Genomic DNA, 18980 nt, shown 5'->3' with positions numbered 1-18980 from the left:
GCCTGTCGGCGCAGGTCGTGCTGCTGGAGGAGGCCGACACCGCGGCGTTGTCGGGTGAGGAGATCACGGACGCTGAGCGGGTGGCGCCGTTGCTGCTCGCGCATCCGGCGTATGTCATCTACACCTCTGGTTCGACGGGCCGTCCCAAGGGCGTGGAGGTCACGCACGCGGGCGTCGCAGGCTTCGCGGCAGGTCTGGTGGAGCGGATGAACGCCGGTGCCGGGGGCCGGGTGCTGCGTACGGCGTCGCTGAGTTTCGACGCATCGGTGCTGGAACTGGTCCTGGCATGGGGTTCCGGTGCGGCACTAGTCCTGCCCGAGCGTTCGGGTCTGGCGGGCGAGGAACTGGAAGCCGCTCTCGCGCGGGGTGGGGTGACGCATGCCTTCCTGCCGCCGTCGGTGGTGGCGACGCTGCCCGAGGGTGCGTGGGAGCGCCTGGGTGACTTGGTGGCTTTGGGTGTGGGTGCGGAGGCGTGCCCGCCGGAGCTGGTGTCGCGCTGGGCACCCGGTCGCAGGGTGGTCAACGCGTACGGTCCGACGGAGATCACCGTGGCTGCGGCGATCAGTGACCCGCTGACCACTGACGGAGGCGTCCCGATCGGGCGGCCCGTGCCGGGTGCGGGCCTGTTCGTGCTGGACGAGCACCTCGGTCTCGCGCCCAGGGGTGTCCCAGGAGAGCTGTACGTATCCGGTGCGGGCCTGGCGCGCGGCTACGCGGGCCGTCCGGCGCTGACCGCCGAACGCTTTGTGGCCAGCCCCTTCGGTGGGCCTGGCGAGCGGATGTACCGCACGGGGGATGTGGTGCGCTGGAACGCCGACGGGCAGCTGGCGTACCTGGGCCGGGCCGACGATCAGGTGAAGATCCGTGGCTTCCGCGTCGAACCCGGCGAGATCCAGGCCGCCTTGGAGGCCGAACCCGGCGTCTCCCAAGCCCTGGTCGTCGCCCGCCCCCACAACGACGACACCCGCCTCGTCGCCTACATCGTCCCCGAGGACCGTCTCGGCCGCCCCCTCGGCGCTCTGCGCGAGTCGCTGAGCCGGCAGCTGCCCCGATACATGGTGCCGTCGGCCATCGTCGCGCTGGACGAGTTCCCGCTGACCGTGAGCGGGAAGATCGACCGGAGCGCGCTGCCGGCGCCGGAGTACGGCGGGGCCGGAGCGTCGCGTGCGCCGCGCACCCAGACCGAAGAGGTGCTGTGCGAGCTGTTCGCCGGGGTTCTGGGTGTGCCGGTGGTGGGCGTCGACGACGACTTCTTCGATCTGGGTGGTCATTCGTTGTTGGCGACGCGGTTGGTGAGTCGGGTGCGTGCGGTGTTGGGGGTGGAGTTGCCGTTGCGGGCGTTGTTCGATGCTCCGACGGTGGCGGGGCTTGCGGGTCGGTTGTCGGGTGGGGGTTCGCGTCCGGTGTTGGTGCGGCGTGAGCGGCCGGAGGAGTTGCCGTTGTCGTTTGCTCAGCGGCGGTTGTGGTTCCTGTACAAGTTCGAGGGTGCGTCGGCGACGTACAACATGCCGCTGGTTCTGCGGCTGTCGGGGAAGTTGGATGTGGGTGCTTTGCAGGCCGCGCTCAACGACGTGGTGGCGCGCCACGAGCCGCTGCGCACGGTCTTCCCCGACACCGACGGACAACCCCACCAGCGGGTGCTCGACCCGGCACGGACACGGATCGACGTCGAGGTGGCGGAGATCGGCGAGGAGCAGGTGCCCGAACGGGTGGCCCGGATGGTGCGGCACGGGTTCGAGCTGGACCGGGAGATCCCGTTCCGGGCCGGGCTGCTGGTCACGGGCCCCGACACGTCCGTACTGGTCGTGGTCATCCACCACATCGCCGCCGACGGCTGGTCCATGGGCCCGCTGACGCGTGACCTGGTCGCCGCCTACACCGCGCGCCGGGACGGCGCACGGCCCGAGTGGGCTCCGCTGCCCCTCCAGTACGCGGACTTCACCCTCTGGCAGCACGACCTGCTCGGGGACGACTCGGATCCGGACAGCCTCTTCGTACGACAGGCCGCCTACTGGACCGGCCAGCTGGCCGGGCTGCCGGAGCAGGCCACGCTGCCGCCGGACCGGCCGCGTCCCGCGCTTCCCTCGTACCGTGGCGACGTCACACAGTTCCGGATCGGCGCCGAGACCCACGCCGGGCTGCGCGCGGTGGCCCGCTCGGCGGACTCGACGCTGTTCATGGTCCTTCAGGCGGGCCTCGCGGCGCTGTTGTCGAGGCTCGGCGCGGGCGACGACATTCCCGTGGGCTCGCCCATAGCCGGGCGCGGCGACGAGAACCTGGACGACCTCGTCGGGTTCTTCGTCAGCACGCTGGTGCTGCGCACCGACACATCCGGGGACCCGACCTTCGCCGAACTCCTCGCCCGGGTGCGCGAGACCTGCCTGGCCGCGTACACGCACCAGGACCTGCCGTTCGAGTACTTGGTGGAGAAGGTCAACCCGCAGCGCTCCACCGCCCACCATCCGCTGTTCCAGGTGGTGCTGGTCCTCCAGAACGACGACGGCGCGCGCTTCGACCTGCCGGGGCTGACGGTGGGGGCCGAGAAGGCGGGCGCGGGCTCGGCCAAGTTCGACGTCTTCGTCAGCGTCACCGAGACCTTCGACGAAGCGGGCGAGCCGGCGGGCCTCACCGGACTCGTCGAATACGCCACCGACCTGTACGACGCGGCGACCATCGACGGGTTCACCGCGCGCTGGGCGCGACTGCTGGACTCGGCGATCGGCGACCCCGGTCTGCCGGTCAGGTCACTGGAGATCCTCGCACCGCACGAGCGCGGGACGCTCCTCGAATGGTCCGGGGCCGACCGTGCCGACCTGCCCCCAATCACCCTGCCGGACCTCTTCCGGGCGGCGACCGGGCGGGCACCGGACGCCGTGGCGACGATCTCGGGCCGGGACGACGCGTCGTACAGCGAACTGTCGTACTCCGAACTCGACCGGCGCTCCAACCGCGTCGCGCACCACCTGCTGGGTCTCGGGGTCGGCCCCGGACAGCGGGTGGCACTGCGGATGCGGCGCGGCCCTGAGCTGGTCACCACCATCCTGGGGGTACTGAAGACGGGCGCCGCCTACGTTCCGGTCGACCCGGACTATCCGGCCGAGCGGATCGCGTACATGCTCGCCGACGCCGCCCCCGCCCTCGTTCTCGACGACGGCTGGACGGCGCGGGCGGACCAGGAGACACTCCCCGACACCGACCCGGGTGTGCCGGTCCATCCCGCGCACACCGCGTACGTCATCTACACCTCCGGGTCCACCGGCCGGCCCAAGGGCGTCGAGGTCACCCACGCCGGGTTCGCCAACCTCGCGCGTGCGCAGCTGGACGCGTTCGCGCTCACTCCGGACAGCCGGGTCCTGCAATTCGCCTCGCCCAGCTTCGACGTGTCGGTGTGGGAACTGGTGATGGCCTTCGCCTCGGGCGCTGCCCTCGTCTCGGTCTCCACCGACGCGCTGGCCGGCGACGCGTTGGCGGAGACGCTCAGTGGGCGGCGGGTGACCCATGTGACGCTGCCGCCCTCGGTGCTCGCGACCCTCGACGCACGAGGGCCCGGCGTGCCCTTCCCCGACCTCGCGGTGCTCCTGGTGGCCGGCGAGGCCTGCTCGCCCGACCTGACCGAACGCTGGGCCCCCGGCCGCCGCATGATCAACGCGTACGGTCCCACCGAGTCCACCGTCGGCGCGGCCATGAGCACGCCCCTGACCGGCCTCGAAAGCGGGGTCGTACCCATGGGACGGCCACTGTTCGGACTGTCCGGCTACGTCCTGGACGGCGGTCTTCAGGTGGTGCCCCAGGGCGTCGTGGGCGAGTTGTACGTGGCGGGGGCGGGCCTGGCCCGCGGCTACCTGGGCCGCCCGGGGCTCACCGCGGAACGGTTCGTGGCCAACCCGCTGGGCGGCCCGGGGGAGCGGATGTACCGCACGGGTGACGTGGTGCGGTGGAACGCCGACGGCCAGCTGGAATACCTCGGCCGGGCCGACGACCAGGTGAAGATCCGCGGCTTCAGGGTGGAACCCGGCGAGATCCAGGCCGAGTTGCTGCGCCTGCCCGGCCTCGCCCAGGCCTTCGTGGCCGTCCACCGGCACGGCGGGACGGACCCGCGGCTGGTGGCGTACGTGGTGGCACAGGACCCGGACGCCTTCTCCGCGACCGCCGTGCGCGAGGCCCTGCGCGAGCGGCTCCCCGCCTACATGGTCCCCTCGGCGGTGACGGCCCTGCCCGAACTGCCGCTCAGCCCCAACGGCAAGGTCGACCGCAAGGCGCTGCCCGCCCCTGACTACGGCGGCCGGACCGGACGCCCGCCGCGCACCCCGAGGGAAGAGGTGCTGTGCACCCTCTACGCCGAAGTGCTGGGCCTGCCCGGGGTGAGCGTGGACGACGGCTTCTTCGACCTCGGCGGGCACTCCCTGCTGGCGACCGGGCTGATCAGCCGGATCCAGGCGGTCCTCGGCGTCGAACTGCCCCTGCGTGCCCTCTTCGAGGCGCCGACCGTCGCCGAACTCGCCCGGCGCCTGGACGAGGACGCCGACGCCGGGGCCGGCGAGGGCGGCGCAAACCAGTCCACCGCGTTCGAGGTACTCCTGCCGCTGCGCACCAAGGGCGACCAGGCCCCGCTGTTCTGTCTGCACTCGGGCGGCGGGATGTGCTGGAACTACGCGAGCCTTCTGCCGCACATCGACGCCGACATCCCCCTCTACGGACTCCAGGCACGCGGGCTCTCCGACCCGGGGAACCTGCCGGGGTCGGTGGAAGAGGTGGCCGACGACTGCATCGAGGCGATGCTCCGCGTCCAGCCGACAGGGCCGTACCGGCTCATGGGGCACTCCTTCGGAGGCATCGTCGCCCACGCCGTCGCGGCCCGGCTGGCCGAACGGGGAGAACGAGTCGAGCTGATGGTCTGCCTCGACGCGAAGCCCGCCGCGCAGGAGGACATCCCCGAGCACGCGCACGAGGAGTACTACCGGGGCATCCTCGAACTGCTGGGAGTGAGCACCGCAGAGGCCCCCACGGAAGGGATGACGTTCGAGGAGTTCGCGGCGGTGGCGCGGACGACGAACACCGTCCTCGGCAGCATCGAGGAGAGCGAGTTCCTCACGATCATGCGGGTGATGGAGAACAACATCGACATCACCGGACGCTACCGGCACCAACGGGTCGCGACCGAGATGATGCTGTTCGCCGCCACGCAGGAGACCGACAGCGTGCTGGAGCCGGACGTGTGGCACGAGTACGTGGACGGGCCGGTGGAGTACCGGCGGATGGACTGCTCCCACGCCGGCATGCTCAAACCGGAGATGCTGCACGAGATCGGCGCGCTGATCCAGGAGCGCCTGCGGTGAGCACACGCCCGAAGGCGCGTCCCGACGCCTGGTCGGGGCGCGCCGCTCGCCCGACCACTCCGTCCCCGCCGAAGCCACATAGCCGTGCGGGTTCGGCGGGGGTGGGGAGGGTCGAGCACACGCGCGCCGAGAACGCCCCGGCGCCGCGCTGTCGTCGCGCTCGCCTCAGCGGGTGCGCAGGCGGACGCGGTCCGGGGTGAGGTCCTCGACCGAGGTGGCGCCCAGCAGTTGCATGGTCTGCCGGACCTCCGCCGAGAGGATGTCAAGGACCCTGTGCACGCCGGCCTCGCCGCCCGCCATCAGCCCGTAGAGATAGGCGCGGCCCACGAGGACCCCCGTGGCGCCCATGCAGACCGCCGCCACGGCGTCCGCGCCGGACCGCACCCCGCCGTCGAGATAGACCTCGGCGGCGCCGTCCACCGCCCTCACCACCGCGGGCAGTTCCTCCAACGGCACCGGGGAGCGGTCCAGTTGGCGCCCGCCGTGATTGCTGACGACCAGGGCGTCCACTCCGAGGCCGGCGATCACCCGTGCGTCCTCAGCCGTCTGGAGGCCCTTGACGATCAGCTTGCCCGGCCAGACCTCCCGCAGCCACGCCACGTCGTCGGCGGTCGCCGCGGGATCGAACATCAGATTGCCGAGATCCGCGGCGGTGCCCTGCCACTGGGTGAGAGAGGCGAACTCCAGCGGCGGGGTGGTCAGCAGGTTCAGCCACCACCACGGCCGCAGCGCCCCGTCCAGCAAGGTGCGTGCGGTCAGCGCCGGCGGAATCGTCATGCCGTTGCGCACGTCCCGCAGCCGCGATCCGGCGACCGGTGTGTCCACGGTCAGCATCAACGCCTCGTACCCTGCCTCCGCGGCACCGCACACCAGGTCAAGGCTGCGGGTCCGGTCCCGCCACAGGTACAGCTGAAACCATCGGCGTACGTCCGGTACGGCGGCGGCCAGCGGCCCGGCGGCCGTGGTGCCCATCGTGGAGAGGGTGTACGGCAGGCCGTGGGCGGCGGCCGCCCGGGCCACGGCCACTTCGCCCTCGTGGTGCATCATCCTCGTGAATCCGGTCGGGGCGAGCGCGATGGGCAGGGCGGACATCTCCCCGAGCAGCTCCGTCGAGGTGTCGACCGCCGAGACGTCCCGCAGCACGGTGGGCCGGAACTCGACCCGCTGGAAGGCGGACCGGTTGCGGGCCAGCGAGAGTTCCTCGCCCGCCGCCCCGTCCGTGTAGTCGAAGACGGCTCTGGGGGCCCGCCGACGGGCGGCCGCACGCAGGTCCGCCACATCGGCGGCGGCGTCGACCCGTCGCCGGGCCCCGCCGCGCCGAGGCCGCCGCGGTCGCAGCAGAGGTGCGAGTTCGGCCGGGCGCGGAAGCCGGCGCCGAAGGCGGTCGTCCGCCGGTGGTGACGCGAAGCCGTCCAAGGCCCCTCCTCGTTCTTGGGGCCCTCGCGGCCGGCCCACGGGCGGTGCCCGGGTGGGCCCCGGGGGCCGTCCTGCCGGGTCACGGGCACTGTACGGCCGGGGGCTGCGCGCGACGACGACTGTTCAACTGCGCACGGATCGCGTCGAGCAGAGCGGCGCCGTACGCAACCGTTCAGGGTCTGGCGCCGGGACCGAAACCCGTCCAGCGCAGGTCCGGGGGGAGATGGCTCATGTCGTTGTAGACCACCAGGGAGGGGGCCGCGTCGGTGTAGTACTCGATCGCCGTCACCGCCGTGTTCCCGCAGCTCATCCCCAGCCACCGCTCACGTGGCGCGCCCAAGGCGTGCCGCAGGAGCCAGGCCACCTGGTAGGCGTGGGTGACCAGGACCTCGTGTGTCTCGGTGTCGGCGGGACGGGCGAACCGGTCGGTCAGCGCGTCCGCGAGACGCTCCCCCTTGGCGGCTTCGACGGGGTCGTAGCCGTCGAAGACCCCGGCCCATGCCGCGGGCGGCTTCTTCGGGACGTGCGGGACGTGGTCGGTCAGCTCGGCCGCCGCCCGCACGGGAACCCCGTCCAGACGCTCTCCGATGAGCTGGGCCGAGCGCACCGCCCGGGGCAGCGGCGAGTGCCACACCGCGTCGATCGGCAGCCGGGCCAGGCGCTCCGCGAGCAACTCCGTCTGGCGTCGCCCCACTTCGGTGAGGACCCCGAAGGCGTCCGCCGCGCCGTGCCTGACCAGAAAAAGACGCCGAGTCGCCATGTCAGCCCTTCCGGGGGAGCGGAGTGCGCAGATGCTCGGAACATCCGGATGGTACCAACATTTCAACAGTGGCACCCGGGCGGTGCCGTGAGGGCATGTTCGACCGGGCTCAGGATGTGCGGGGGCGAGTTGACGTCATCGCTGGAATCGAAACGCCTCAGTGCTCGCGCACGGCACCCTGGCGCGCTTGCGGACCGGGGCGTCCTCGACCGACGCCAAAGCTCCACGCGTCGACGTCCTGATAGCGCCGAGGACCTGCGTGGCCTCTTATCGTGCTGCCCACCAGGTGAAGCCGTTCGGTCTGCCAAGCGCGCCCGGTGAACCCGTCGAGGCAGGCGGCCGCAGCCGTTATGGACGCGTTGTCGTGGCGGCGAGCGCGGGCCAGGGTGAGATGGGGACGCAGCGGACGTTCGACGAACGTGACGCCGCAGTCCCTGACCCGCGCGCGTACCGCTTCGGCCAGCTCGTGCAGTCCTTCCAGATCGCCCGCGATGCCGCTCCACAGCACTCGCTCGTCGAAGTGCCCGCCGCCGAACAGCGACAGTTCGAGAGGCGGCCGGGTGGCCGCCAGGTCGGCGAGGGGTGAACGAAGCCGCTGGACTGTCTGCACCGGCAGCTCGCCCAGGAACGCCAGGGTGATGTGCCAGTCCTCGACGCGGTTCCAGCGCAGGTCGGGATGGGCGGCGTAGGCAGGCTTCAGGGCGTCCGCCAACTCGCTCTTCGCATGGTCGGGCGGGGCGAGGGCGATGAACGCGTGCTGGGTGGCGGGCTGGGGCGGTTCGGTCACGCATGTCTTCCTACCGCATGCGTCCGCGCGGCGTGCGCGCACGCCCCGCTGAGGTGCCCCTCCACCGCGCACCGGCACTAACGAGTGACAGAACGTTCCCTACACCCCTGGTCGGTGTTTACACAGTGCCGCGCGGCCGAAGCCGGATGCGGCCGGGCGACAGGACGGACAACCGCGGGCGGCGCCACAGGCCTCCCGCAGCGAGCGAACAGGAGACCCAGGCATGAGGCAGGCGGCGGAAGACGCGACGGAGTCGGACCTTCCCGAGGAGTTGGTGGCCCTGTTGACCGGCCACCTGAATGTCAAGGCGGATGCCGGTGAGTTCTCCGGCAGGACGACGTTCGAGAGCCTCGGCCTGGACTCGCTGTCGCTGATGGAGTTGGTCGTGGCGGCGGAGGAGGAGTACGGCATCGTCCTGCCCGAGAACGCCCTGGACCTGCGCCCGACTTCGACCCTGGGCGAGGCGGCTCGGGCGTTCGAGCATGCGCGCTGAGATCGCGGTCACCGGCCTGGGGCTGGTGACTCCCGCCGGACACACGGCGGAGGCGAACTGGGCGGCCTTGTGCCGGGGGCGCTCGCTGGCCGCGACCGATCCCGAACTGGCGGGCCTGCCCGTCGACTTCTCCTGCCGCGTGCCGGACTTCGACGCCGAGACGGAGCTCGGCCGGGCACCGGCGCGACGCGTGGACCGCTTCGTCCAGTTCGCCCTCGTCGCCGCCCGGCGGGCCCTCGCGGACGCGCGTCTCGACCGGCGTACCTGGGAAGCGGAGCGAGTCGGTGTCGTGCTCGGCGTGGGATCTAACAGCCTGAGTACGTACGTCACGGAGTTCGGGCACCTCGGTGCCGGGCGGCCGGAGCGGGTCTCGCCGCTCGCGCTCCCGCGCAGCGTTCCCAGCATGGCCGCGGGCGAGGTCGCCATTGACCTGGGCGCACGCGGGCCCAACTTCACCACCGCCAGCGCCTGCGCGTCGGGTGCCACCGCGATCGGAGTGGCCCGAGACCTGCTGCGGTCGGGCACCTGCGACATCGTGCTGGCGGGCGGGAGCGAGTCGGCTCGCTCGCGCATGACGGCCACGTGCTTCACGCGGATGCGGGCGCTGTCCCGGCGCGGGGCCGAACCGGATCTGGCCAGCCGGCCGTTCGACGCGCGACGTGACGGCTTCGTCCTGGGCGAGGGTGCCGGCATCCTCGTCCTCGAACGCGCCTGCGCGGCTCGGGCCCGCCGGGCTCCCGTTCTTGCGCTGCTGCGGGGCTACGGCGCCGGCGCCGACGCGCACCACCCCGTCGCCCCGCACCCGCGCGGCGAGGGCGCGGTCCGCGCCATCCGCACTGCTCTCGCCGACGCCGCGTGCGAACCGGGGGACGTCGGCCACGTCAACGCGCACGGCACCTCCACCCCGCTGAACGACGCGGCCGAGGCCCAAGCCCTCGTCCGTGTCTTCGGCGACGGTGGGCCGCCGGTCACCGCGTCCAAGGGCGTGATCGGGCACGCGCTGGGGGCGGCCGGGGCGATCCAGGCGGCGTACACGGTTCTCGCGCTGCGCCATGCGGCCGTCCCGCCGGTGGCGAACTTCGAGGGCCAGGACGGGAGCCACAAGCTGGACATCGTCGCCGGACATCCCCGCTCCACGCGCGGCGAGGCGGGAGTCAGTTGCTCCTTCGGCTTCGGCGGCCAGAACGCCGTTCTGCTGTTCACGGCTTCTTAAGACGGATGTACGACGACGAATGCACGGCAAGACGGATGCAAGGCGGAGGCACACGGATGAATGCGGTGGGGCGCCGGGCCTGGCGGGTGGTGGTGAGTGCCCTGCTGGCGGCCGCCTGCGCGGGGGTGCTGGCTCCGGTCGCCTTGTCGGCGCTGAGCACGGGCGGCGCGGTGGCGACGGACACGGAGGCGACGCGCGCCGGACAGGAGGCAGAGCGGCTCGGCGTGCCCTCGCCCGACCTGCTCCTGGCCGTTTCACAGCGCACACAGCCCACCCAGCGCATCGGTGATGAACGCGGGGCCCGCGTCCGGGACGGCACGACAGGAGTGATGCAGAAGCTGGCCGGGCAGCGCGACGTCAAAAGCGTGTGGTCGGCACAGACCACCGGTAACACATGGCTGCGCTCCCAGGACGGACGGACCCAGCTGGTCGCCGTACGGCTGAAGGGGACGGACAAGGAACGCAAACAGGCGGCGCCCCATGTGGTGGCGGCGGCCCGCTCGGCCGCCCCGGGGATGCGGGTGGAGCCCAGCGGCGAGGTGTGGGCCAACCGGGAGATCGACAAGACCGTCGAGCGCGATCTGAGCCGGGCCGAACTGCTGGCCGCACCGGTACTCTTCGTCGTCCTGGTCTTCGTCTACGGGTCCGTGGTGTCCGCCCTGCTGCCCGTGGCCGTGGCCGCACTGGCCATCGGCTGCACCATCCCGGTCATGGGCCTGCTGGCGCAGGTGGTCGACGTTTCACGGGTCGCGGTGAACGCCGCGTCGGCGATCGGTTTCGGCCTGGCCGTCGACTACAGCCTCTTCCTGATGGCCCGCGTACGGGAGGAGACCGCGCGGGGCGCGGACCTGCACACGGCGCTGGCGGCCGCCCGCCGCTCCAGCGGCCGCTCGGTCGCGTTCTCCGCCGCCGCCGTCACCGTATGCCTCGCCGGTGCCTCGCTGGTGCCGGTGCCGCTGCTGCGCGCACTGTCCCTGGCGGGCATGATCGTCACCGTGCTGGCGGCGCTGGTCGCCCTGACCGTGCTGCCCGCCTGTCTCTGGCTGCTCGGCCCCCGGGCCCTGGCGTGGGACCCGCTGGCGCGGTGGCGGCGTACGCACACCGGGGACGTCAGTCGCTTCTGGCATCGCACGGCGTCCACGGTCACCGCACGGCCCCTCTTGTCCGGCGGCCTGGCGGTGCTGCTGCTGGTCTTGCTCGCCCTGCCCTTCACCCACGCGAAGCTCGGCGTCGTGGACGAACGCACGCTGCCTTCGTCGGCTCCGGCTGCCACGGCGGCCGAGCGGGTACGAGCCGAGTTCACCGTGCCACCGGAGCGGCTCCTCACCGTGGTCGTCACCGGACCGCGGGCGACGGACGGGACACCGGCCTACGTCGACCGACTCGCCCGTGTCCCGGACGTCACTGGTGTCCGCGTGGTGCGTGTGGCTCCGTCCGATGAGGCGGTCGTGCTGCTGGCGGCCACATCCGCCGCCCCCGGCACGCCGCAGACGGACACGGTGGTGCGCAAGGTACGGCAAACCCCAGCCCCGGGAAGCGTCGCGGTGGGCGGGCGAGCCGCGGAGTTCGTCGATACGGCGGGCGCCGTCCTCGGCGCCCTCCCGTGGTGCCTGGCTCTGCTGGCTGTGGGGCTCCTGGCCCTCCTCAGCGCCTTCACCCGTACTCTGATCGCCCCCCTGAAGGCCCTGCTCGTGGCCGTCGCCAGCCTCGGGGCGAGCCTCGGCATGCTCGTCGTTCTCTTCCAGGACGGCCACGGCAGCGCAGTACTCGGCGGTTTCACGGCGACGGGAACGCTGGACGCCTCGACGCTGCTGTTCGTCCTGTTCATCGCGCTCGCCCTGTCGGTGGACTACGAGGTCTTCCTGCTCGGCCGTATCCGGGAGGAGTACGACCGCTGCGGGGACAACCGCACCTCGATCATCGAGGGCATCGCCCGCACCGGCCGACTGATGACGTCCGCCGCGGCAGCCGTGGCCATCTCGACCGCGGCCATGGCCACCTCTCACGTCGCCCTGCTCAAGTTCATCGGCATCGGCGTCGCACTCGGCGCGCTGGTGGACGCCGTCCTGGTGCGGGGAGTTCTGGTGCCCGCCGTCATGGCGGCCCTCGGCCCGGCGAACTGGTGGGCTCCGGCCCGCATCAGGTCTCCGTTGTTGATCACTACACCTGTGAAGAAAGGCGGAAGCTGATGCCGATGCGTCAGGCGACGCAGGCCCACACCCGGTACTCAGGGACCACCGGCCCACAGGTGGTGGCGGTCCGGACGGCCTTCCCGCCGTACCAATACCGGCAGGAAGAGATCCTGGCCGCCCTGGCCCGCACGACGCTGCTGGAGTCCGAGACGGGCGCCCTGGTCCTCCGCAAGATCCACGCCAACTCGGGTGTGGAGACCCGCTCGCTCTCCCTGCCGCTGGAGAAGCTCGTCGACCTCGTGCGCGGGGAGGACTTCAGCGAGCAGAACCGCGTCTGGCTCGACACCGCCATGGACCTGGGGGAGCGCGCGCTGCTCGGCGCGCTGCGCGCCGCGGGCGTCCGGCCGGATGAGGTCGACGCGGTGATCAGCACCACCGTCACCGGGCTCGCCGTGCCGTCGCTGGAGGCCCGGCTCGCCCACCGGGTCGGGCTGCGGCCGGACGTCAAACGTATCCCGCTGTTCGGCAACGGCTGCGCCGGAGGCGCCGCGGGTCTGGCCCGGCTCCACGACTACCTACTGGCCCACCCCGGCCAAGTGGCCGTCCTGCTCGCCGTGGAACTGTGCGCACTGGCGCACCAGCACAAGGACGGCTCCGTGGCGAACATCGTCGCCGGCAGCCTCTTCGGGGACGGCGCGGCCGCCGTCGTGGCCTGCGGAGGGCGGCGGGACGGTTGCCCCGCCGGGCCCGAGCTGGTGGACACACACAGCCTGTTGATCCCCGGCACCGAGGACGTCCTCGGCTGGGACATCGGCTCCCACGGCTTCCGGATCCTGCTGTCGCCCGACGTCCCGACGCTCACCGAGAAGCACTTGCCCACGGCCGTCCAAGGGCTCCTCGCACGGCACGCGCTGTCACCGCACCAGATCGAGAGCTGGATCATCCACGGTGGCGGACCGAAGGTCTTCACCGCTGTGCAGCGGGCCCTTGACCTGCGGCCCGACGCCTTGGAGCTCACCCGGCGCTCCGTGGCCGAACGGGGCAACCTCTCGTCCGTCTCCGTACTGGACATCCTGCACGCGGCCATGGAAACACCGCCCCCCGCGGACACACCCGGCCTGCTCGCCGCCATGGGACCCGGGTTCGCCATCGAACTGGTCCTCCTCCGCTGGTAGGACCGCGTAACGCCCACCGCATGAAAGGAAGGTGCCACGGACCGTGCCCGCCATCCCCGCAGACGTACGCATCCTGATCGACCTCGAACCGGTGGTCGCCGACGCCCTCGACACCCACTTCCGGACTGCCGTCGACTGGTACCCGCACCAGTACGTCCCGTGGAGCCAGGGCCGTGACTACGACGGCCTCCTCGAAGGGGAGCCGTGGGACCCCTCCCAGCAGAAACTGAAGGCGGCCGCCCGGGACGGCCTCCTCTACAGTCTGCTCACCGAGGAGAACCTGCCCAGTTACCACCGGGTGATCGGGGACATGCTGTCGCTCGACGGTCCTTGGGGTGTCTGGGTCAACCGCTGGACCGTGGAGGAGGCCAGACACGGCACCGCCATCCGTGACTACCTCGTGGTCACGCGCAGCGCCGATCCGGTGCTCCTGGAGGACGCCCGCGTCGCGCACATGAAGCAGGGCTACGAGATCGACTACCGCGGCGACCTCATCGCCTCTCTGGTCTACGTCACCATCCAGGAACTCGGCACCCGCGTCAGCTACCAGGGAATCCGCCTACTGTGTGACGAACCGGTGTGCGGGGCCCTGATGCAGCGCATCGCCCATGACGAGAACCGGCACATGCTCTTCTACCGGACCACCCTCCAGGCGTGCATGCGCATGCACCCCGACCGAACACTTCAAGCGGTGGTCAAAGTCCTCAACACCTTCCGTCCCCCCGGCCACGCCGCACCCGGCTTCGGCCGGCTGATCAGCTCCCTGGCCAGGTCGGGCATCCTCTCACCGGAGACCTACTACAAGGACATCGCCCTTCCCTTCGTCCGCATGCTCGGAGCCCTCGACACCACCGGACTCACACCGGCCGGACAGCACGCCCAGGAGGAGATCGCCGCACACATCAAGGAATCAGCGGCCCGCGCCGGCAGATACCGCGCCCTGGCCGAACGCCTCAACCGACTCGCGAGCGCGCAAGACGAAGACTCCGCCGTCAGGGCGTGAGAAGGACGATCCGACATGTCCCTGGGGCGTGAGACCAAGTGCTGCATCGAGCCTCGGTCATAAGGGCGGGGCTCTGTATGAACGCGCAGGTCAGAGCCTCCAATTCGGCGCGCAGGGCGGGGTGGCGAGTGCTAGCTTGAGAGGGAGGAAGCGATGTCATGCGTTGCCACTCCTGCGGGTTCGAGAACCGCGTCGGCTCGGCCTACTGCGAACAGTGCCGTACCGCGCTGACCCGCCCTTGCGTCTCGTGCGGCGACCCGGTGGCGCCCCCCGCGCAGTACTGTCCGGCGTGCGGGGCCGCTATGGCGGGCGGGAATTCGCGGTCGTACGGGACGTCGGCACCGGGCGGGCATACGGGGCCCGGGACCCCGGCGCCGGACGGGCCCCCGAGGGCGTACGAAGCCCGGAAGTCGTATGAAGCCCCGCCCCCTTACGGGTCCCCGACCTCCTACGGGTCCCCGACCACGTACGGCGCCCAGGAAGACCACTTCACCGGTGTCGTCCGCGACTTCCAGGCACGCCGCGAGCAGTGGGGGAACGGCGGCGAGGAGGAGATCTGGCACTTCCGCATCGAACGCCACGACGCGAGCGGGAACGCCCTCAAGCTCCTCCCGGTGGAGATGCGCGGTCTCTCCTTCTCCGGTTCCGTGAGCAACGGCGACGAAGTACGGCTGCGCGGCCGGTGGCGCGACGGGACCCTGCGCGCCGACGAGCTGACGAACCTCACCACGCACGCGCGCGTGCACGCCAAGGCGTACCGGAGCCTTCGCGTGCTCGCCGTCGTCCTCGCCGCGATCATCGGCCTGTTCGTCATCGGCATGTTCGTGAGCGTCGGGATCTCGGCCTGTACGGACACCGGAGGACCGCCTCCGGGCTGGCCCGCGGAGCCCTGACATGAGCGACCCGGTGACCACGGCAGCGGTCGACTACCTGCAACGCACCAGGCTCCGCCCGCTCTGGCAGGCAGGCGCGGAGGCCGTGGTCCCCATGGCGGCGCGCCGGGCGGTGCGGGTGACCGGCGTCGGACAGCCGGTGACCGCCCAGGCCGCCCAGCCCACACCCGGCAGCGGCAGGCCAACCGCCGACGACCCGGGCTTCGAACCGGCGACCCTTCCCCTGCTCGTGGGCCTCGCCGGGGCGGGCGCGCCCCTGGCCTTCCTCCTCGACGGCAGCGGCCAGGGGATCTCGATCCGCCTGGGCACCTGGGCCGAGGACGGCATGGACGAGGCGGGCCTTGACGCCCGGCAGCGGATGCTGCTCGGCATCCTCGACGGCTGCTACCCGGCCGTGGGCATCACGGCGGCCGGTGTCGGCGTGCCCCGGCTCGGCCACGGCGCGCTCGCCCTCGGCGTTCCCAGCCCCGCCGTCGTCGACACCCGGGACGGCGCCCTACCGGTGGACCGCCTCATCCGGTCCATGAGCGGAACACGCTGGGCCGCACTCGTCCTCGCCACCCCGGTCGGGCCGGACGCGCTCGGCGCCGACCGCAACCGCGTCCTCAACGAAATGCGCGTGGTGTCCTCCGCGGTCGAGGCCAAGGGCGTGAGCAGCCCGCTGGCCGCGCACTACGTGGAACTGCTCCAGGCACGCCTGGAAGCCCTCGCCGACGCGCACGCGCGCGGCGGCTGGCGTACGGCCGTCTACCTCTTCGGCGAGCGCCCCGAGGACGTGACCGCCCTCGCCAGCGCCTGGCGTGCCGTGTTCTCCGGCGCGAGGTCGGTCCCCGAACCGGTGCGCACCCTCCCGCATCCCGCCGTGACCGGCCTGGGCGGCGGCTGGGCGCTGCCCGCCGATGCCGAGCAGCCGGGACCGAACCTGTACCAGCACCCGTACGCCGCGCAGACCGTGCTGAGTTCGGCCCAGCTCGCCGCGTACGTACACCTGCCCCAGCTGGAGACCCTGGGCTTCTCCGTCAGCCCGCTCGCCCGATTCGACGTCGTCGCGCCACCCGTGAGCGGCGACGAGCACCACCTCGTCGTCGGCGACGTGCTCCACCATCACCGGGCGACGGGCACCGCGTACCGCGTGCCGCTGCGCTCCCTCAGCCGGCACGTGTTCATCCCCGGCACGACCGGCTCGGGCAAGACCAACACGATCATGGGCCTGCTGATCGAGGCGGCCGCGAACGGCGTGCCGTTCCTCGTGATCGAACCGGCCAAGACCGAATACCGCGCCCTGATCGAACACCCCGCCCTCGGCCAGAACCTCCAGGTGTTCACCGCGGGCAAGGCCACCGTCGCGCCGTTCGTCCTCAACCCCTTCGAGGCGCCGGAGGGCACGACCGTCAGCGAACACCTCGATCTGCTCCGAGCCGTTTTCACGGCCGCGTTCGGCATGTGGACCCCCCTGCCGCAGATCCTGGAGCGCTGCCTGCACGAGGTGTACGCCGACCGGGGCTGGGACCTGCGGACCAACCTCAACTCCCGGCTGGACGGCGCCGGGGGCGTACGCACGGACGCCTTTCCCACCCTCTCCGACCTGATCGCGAAAGTCGCCGAGGTCATCCCCACCCTCGGCTACGAGGACCGGATCGCCGGGGACATGCGCGCCGCCCTGCTCACCCGCCTCGAATCCCTGCGGCGCGGCGCCAAGGGGGCGATGCTGGACGTGTCGCGCTCGCTGCCACCGGCCCAGCTGTTCGACACCCCCACCGTCGTCGAGCTGGACGCCCTGGGCGACGAGGGCGACAAGGCGTTCTTCACCGGCCTGCTCCTGATCCGCCTGGTCGAACACCGCCGCGCGCAAGGGCAGTCGCGCGAACTCGTCCACCTCCTCGTGGTGGAGGAGGCGCACCGGCTGCTGGAGAACGTCCAGCCCTCGTCCTCGGAAGAGACGGCGAACCCCAAGGGGCAGGCCGTGGAGACCTTCTCCAACCTGCTTTCCGAGATCCGCGCCTACGGGCAGGGCGTGATCATCGCCGACCAGGTACCGGTACGGCTGGCGCCCGACGTGATCAAGAACAGCAATCTCAAGATCACCCACCGTGTCATCGCCGGGGACGACCGTGCCGCGCTCGCCGCGGCGATGGCCATGGACGAGGCCCAGGCCAGAGCGCTCGTCACCCTGGGCGTGGGCGAAGCCGTCGTGTTCAGCGGAGGAGACGACGCGCCCCTGCTGGTCCGCGTACCGCCCGTGAAGGACCCGCTCTCGCCCCGCCCTCCCACCGACGCCGAGGTGCAGGAGCACATGCGGCGCTGGCGGGAGGCGGGAGCCTTCACGGACCTCTTCCTGCCGCAGCCGTTCTGCGCCGAGACCTGCGCTACTCCCGCGGCCTGCGCGGCGGCCCGGGAACTCACCGGCGACGTGTACGTCCAGCGCGTCCTGTCCCGGCTCCTCACGTCCACCGTCGACGAGGCGGGGGCGCCGGACCGGCTCTGGGACGACCTCGGCACCGCGCTGCGCGCCCGCCGCCCCGCGTCCGTACCGACGGCCGACCTGCTGCGCGCCTTCGCGGGCCACGGCGCGGAGTGGCTCACCACCCGGCGCGGCAGCCAGCGCGGATGGTCCTACGCCGACACCGCCGAGCTGTGCGACCGGCTTCGCGCGGTACTCCTCGACAAGGTGGACAGAACCGACCGAGCCGACACCGCATGCCGCGATACGGCAACGCTCGTCGCTGCGCTCCAGCAGACGGCACGGCGCCTGCACGCCCGCGAGTTCGAGCCCTATCCCGTTTGCCACCTGGTCTGCTCGCAGGATCCGCCGCTGTGCCTGTACCGCTCGGCGGTGGCCGACCTGGTGGCGTCCCGCCGCTACCAGTCCCCGTGGCGGGACGCGGACCGCAACGACGCGGCCTCGGAGGACAAGCGACGGCGCCAGACATGGGAGATCTGCCAGGACGCGGCGTACGAACTGGTCGAATTCCCCACCGACGACCTGCCGGAGGAGGCGAGGACCGCGCTCGACACCGCCGCACGACGGGCTTGCCTCTGCTTCGAACAGCAGATGCTCGCCGACGACGAACGCAAGCCGCCCCGCACCGCCCGCCGCATCCTGGCGCGCGTCCTCGGAGAGGCGGGCCTGTGATGGGATCGACCCTCGACAAGGTGCGCGCCGACAACGACCGCGCGGCGGAGGAATCCCGCGCCAAGGCGCAGGCCGAGTTCGACAAGTTCAGCAGGGAAGCGGCAGAACTGGACGCCCAGGCCATGGAACGCACCGGCCTGCCGGGGTCGGACATCGCCGCCGCGGCGCTGCGCGCGTCGGTGGGCGACTACAGCAGCTGGTCCAAAATGGGCAGCGAACCCGGAAAGCTCCCCGGCGGTCTCGGGGGCGCGGACGGGCTCGCGGTCGGTACCCCGAAGGCGGGAGCGTCCGTCGAGAAGATGCTGCCGGGCACGGGAATGCTGCTGAGCGGCTCGGGCTCCGCCAGGTCCGGCCAGGGCATCGATCTCGATCTCGACCTCGACCTGAAACTCGGCTTCCCCGGCTTCGCACAGGACGGCGGCCGTTCCGGGAAGCCGGGTGAGGGCGGCACGGAGCTGGGACCGGAGAGCACGGAGCTGAGACCGGAGAGACGGGAGCCGGGCTCGGACTCCGGCGCGGAGCGGTACGGGCGCGACGCGAGCGACTTGACGTCCCGTCCGCTGGCCGGCGTATCCGCGGAGCAGCGGGATCTCATAACGGACTTCATCGACCGTACTCTTCGCCACTGACAGACCGGAT

12 protein-coding genes are annotated in these 18980 nt (G+C 71.8%); 9 read left to right on the top strand and 3 right to left on the bottom strand.

Features of this window, described 5'->3' with window-relative positions; all coding sequences use genetic code 11:
• Positions 1–17: 17 nt before the first annotated feature.
• Positions 18–5336 carry an amino acid adenylation domain-containing protein gene (locus ACZ4Z4_RS34100; protein ID WP_468336230.1) on the top strand — a complete coding sequence of 1773 codons (5319 nt, stop codon included), beginning with the start codon at positions 18–20 and terminating at the stop codon, positions 5334–5336.
• Between the two features lie 165 nt (positions 5337–5501).
• Here the strand turns inward: ACZ4Z4_RS34100 and ACZ4Z4_RS34095 are convergent, their stop codons facing one another.
• From ACZ4Z4_RS34095 to thpR, 3 genes are all read right to left on the bottom strand, one after another.
• Positions 5502–6752, bottom strand: coding sequence for an alpha-hydroxy acid oxidase (locus tag ACZ4Z4_RS34095; protein ID WP_468336227.1), 1251 nt, complete (start codon positions 6750–6752; stop codon positions 5502–5504).
• Positions 6753–6924: 172 nt separating this feature from the next.
• Positions 6925–7512, bottom strand: a complete 588-nt coding sequence (locus ACZ4Z4_RS34090) for a histidine phosphatase family protein (protein ID WP_468336224.1) — start codon at positions 7510–7512, stop codon at positions 6925–6927.
• A 157-nt stretch (positions 7513–7669) separates the two neighbouring features.
• The gene (gene thpR, locus ACZ4Z4_RS34085) at positions 7670–8299 is read right to left on the bottom strand and encodes an RNA 2',3'-cyclic phosphodiesterase (protein ID WP_468336221.1); all 630 of its coding nucleotides are present in this window, start codon (positions 8297–8299) and stop codon (positions 7670–7672) included.
• A 223-nt stretch (positions 8300–8522) separates the two neighbouring features.
• On the opposite strand from thpR, the gene ACZ4Z4_RS34080 reads away from it, so the two are divergent.
• The 8 genes from ACZ4Z4_RS34080 (at position 8523) to ACZ4Z4_RS34045 (ending at position 18970) form a co-directional block, all read left to right on the top strand.
• Entirely contained in the window at positions 8523–8792 is a 270-nt protein-coding gene (locus ACZ4Z4_RS34080) for an acyl carrier protein (protein ID WP_468336218.1), read from the top strand.
• The gene (locus tag ACZ4Z4_RS34075) at positions 8782–10005 is read left to right on the top strand and encodes a beta-ketoacyl-[acyl-carrier-protein] synthase family protein (RefSeq protein WP_468336215.1); all 1224 of its coding nucleotides are present in this window, start codon (positions 8782–8784) and stop codon (positions 10003–10005) included. The genes ACZ4Z4_RS34080 and ACZ4Z4_RS34075 overlap by 11 nt, the downstream gene beginning before the upstream one ends.
• Positions 10006–10061: 56 nt before the next feature.
• Positions 10062–12194, top strand: a complete 2133-nt coding sequence (locus tag ACZ4Z4_RS34070) for an MMPL family transporter (protein WP_468336212.1) — start codon at positions 10062–10064, stop codon at positions 12192–12194.
• Positions 12194–13312 carry a type III polyketide synthase gene (locus tag ACZ4Z4_RS34065; RefSeq protein ID WP_468336209.1) on the top strand — a complete coding sequence of 373 codons (1119 nt, stop codon included), beginning with the start codon at positions 12194–12196 and terminating at the stop codon, positions 13310–13312. Before ACZ4Z4_RS34070 ends, ACZ4Z4_RS34065 begins: the two co-directional genes overlap by 1 nt.
• Positions 13313–13355: 43 nt before the next feature.
• Entirely contained in the window at positions 13356–14315 is a 960-nt protein-coding gene (locus ACZ4Z4_RS34060; protein ID WP_468336206.1) for an acyl-ACP desaturase, read from the top strand.
• Between the two features lie 158 nt (positions 14316–14473).
• The gene (locus tag ACZ4Z4_RS34055) at positions 14474–15208 is read left to right on the top strand and encodes a zinc ribbon domain-containing protein (RefSeq protein WP_468336203.1); all 735 of its coding nucleotides are present in this window, start codon (positions 14474–14476) and stop codon (positions 15206–15208) included.
• A 1-nt stretch (position 15209) separates the two neighbouring features.
• Positions 15210–18341 (top strand): ATP-binding protein, encoded by a 3132-nt coding sequence (locus tag ACZ4Z4_RS34050; RefSeq protein ID WP_468336200.1) that lies wholly within the window; start codon positions 15210–15212, stop codon positions 18339–18341.
• Complete coding sequence (locus ACZ4Z4_RS34045) at positions 18341–18970, top strand: hypothetical protein (protein WP_468336197.1); 630 nt, start codon at positions 18341–18343, stop codon at positions 18968–18970. The genes ACZ4Z4_RS34050 and ACZ4Z4_RS34045 overlap by 1 nt, the downstream gene beginning before the upstream one ends.
• Positions 18971–18980: the final 10 nt, after the last annotated feature.

Source organism: Streptomyces sp. NPDC030245 (assembly GCF_055572995.1).
Note: the sequence above shows the minus strand (reverse complement) of the source record. Positions and strands in the feature narration are given on the sequence as shown.

Excerpts from the sequence above, each read along its gene's own strand:
- ACZ4Z4_RS34090 (WP_468336224.1), bottom strand. The coding sequence starts at position 7,512 with ATGGCGACTCGGCGTCTTTTTCTGGTCAGGCACGGCGCGGCGGACGCC.
- ACZ4Z4_RS34080 (WP_468336218.1), top strand. The coding sequence starts at position 8,523 with ATGAGGCAGGCGGCGGAAGACGCGACGGAGTCGGACCTTCCCGAGGAG.
- ACZ4Z4_RS34075 (WP_468336215.1), top strand. The coding sequence starts at position 8,782 with ATGCGCGCTGAGATCGCGGTCACCGGCCTGGGGCTGGTGACTCCCGCC.
- ACZ4Z4_RS34070 (WP_468336212.1), top strand. The coding sequence starts at position 10,062 with ATGAATGCGGTGGGGCGCCGGGCCTGGCGGGTGGTGGTGAGTGCCCTG.
- ACZ4Z4_RS34065 (WP_468336209.1), top strand. The coding sequence starts at position 12,194 with ATGCCGATGCGTCAGGCGACGCAGGCCCACACCCGGTACTCAGGGACC.
- ACZ4Z4_RS34055 (WP_468336203.1), top strand. The coding sequence starts at position 14,474 with ATGCGTTGCCACTCCTGCGGGTTCGAGAACCGCGTCGGCTCGGCCTAC.
- ACZ4Z4_RS34050 (WP_468336200.1), top strand. The coding sequence starts at position 15,210 with ATGAGCGACCCGGTGACCACGGCAGCGGTCGACTACCTGCAACGCACC.
- ACZ4Z4_RS34045 (WP_468336197.1), top strand. The coding sequence starts at position 18,341 with ATGGGATCGACCCTCGACAAGGTGCGCGCCGACAACGACCGCGCGGCG.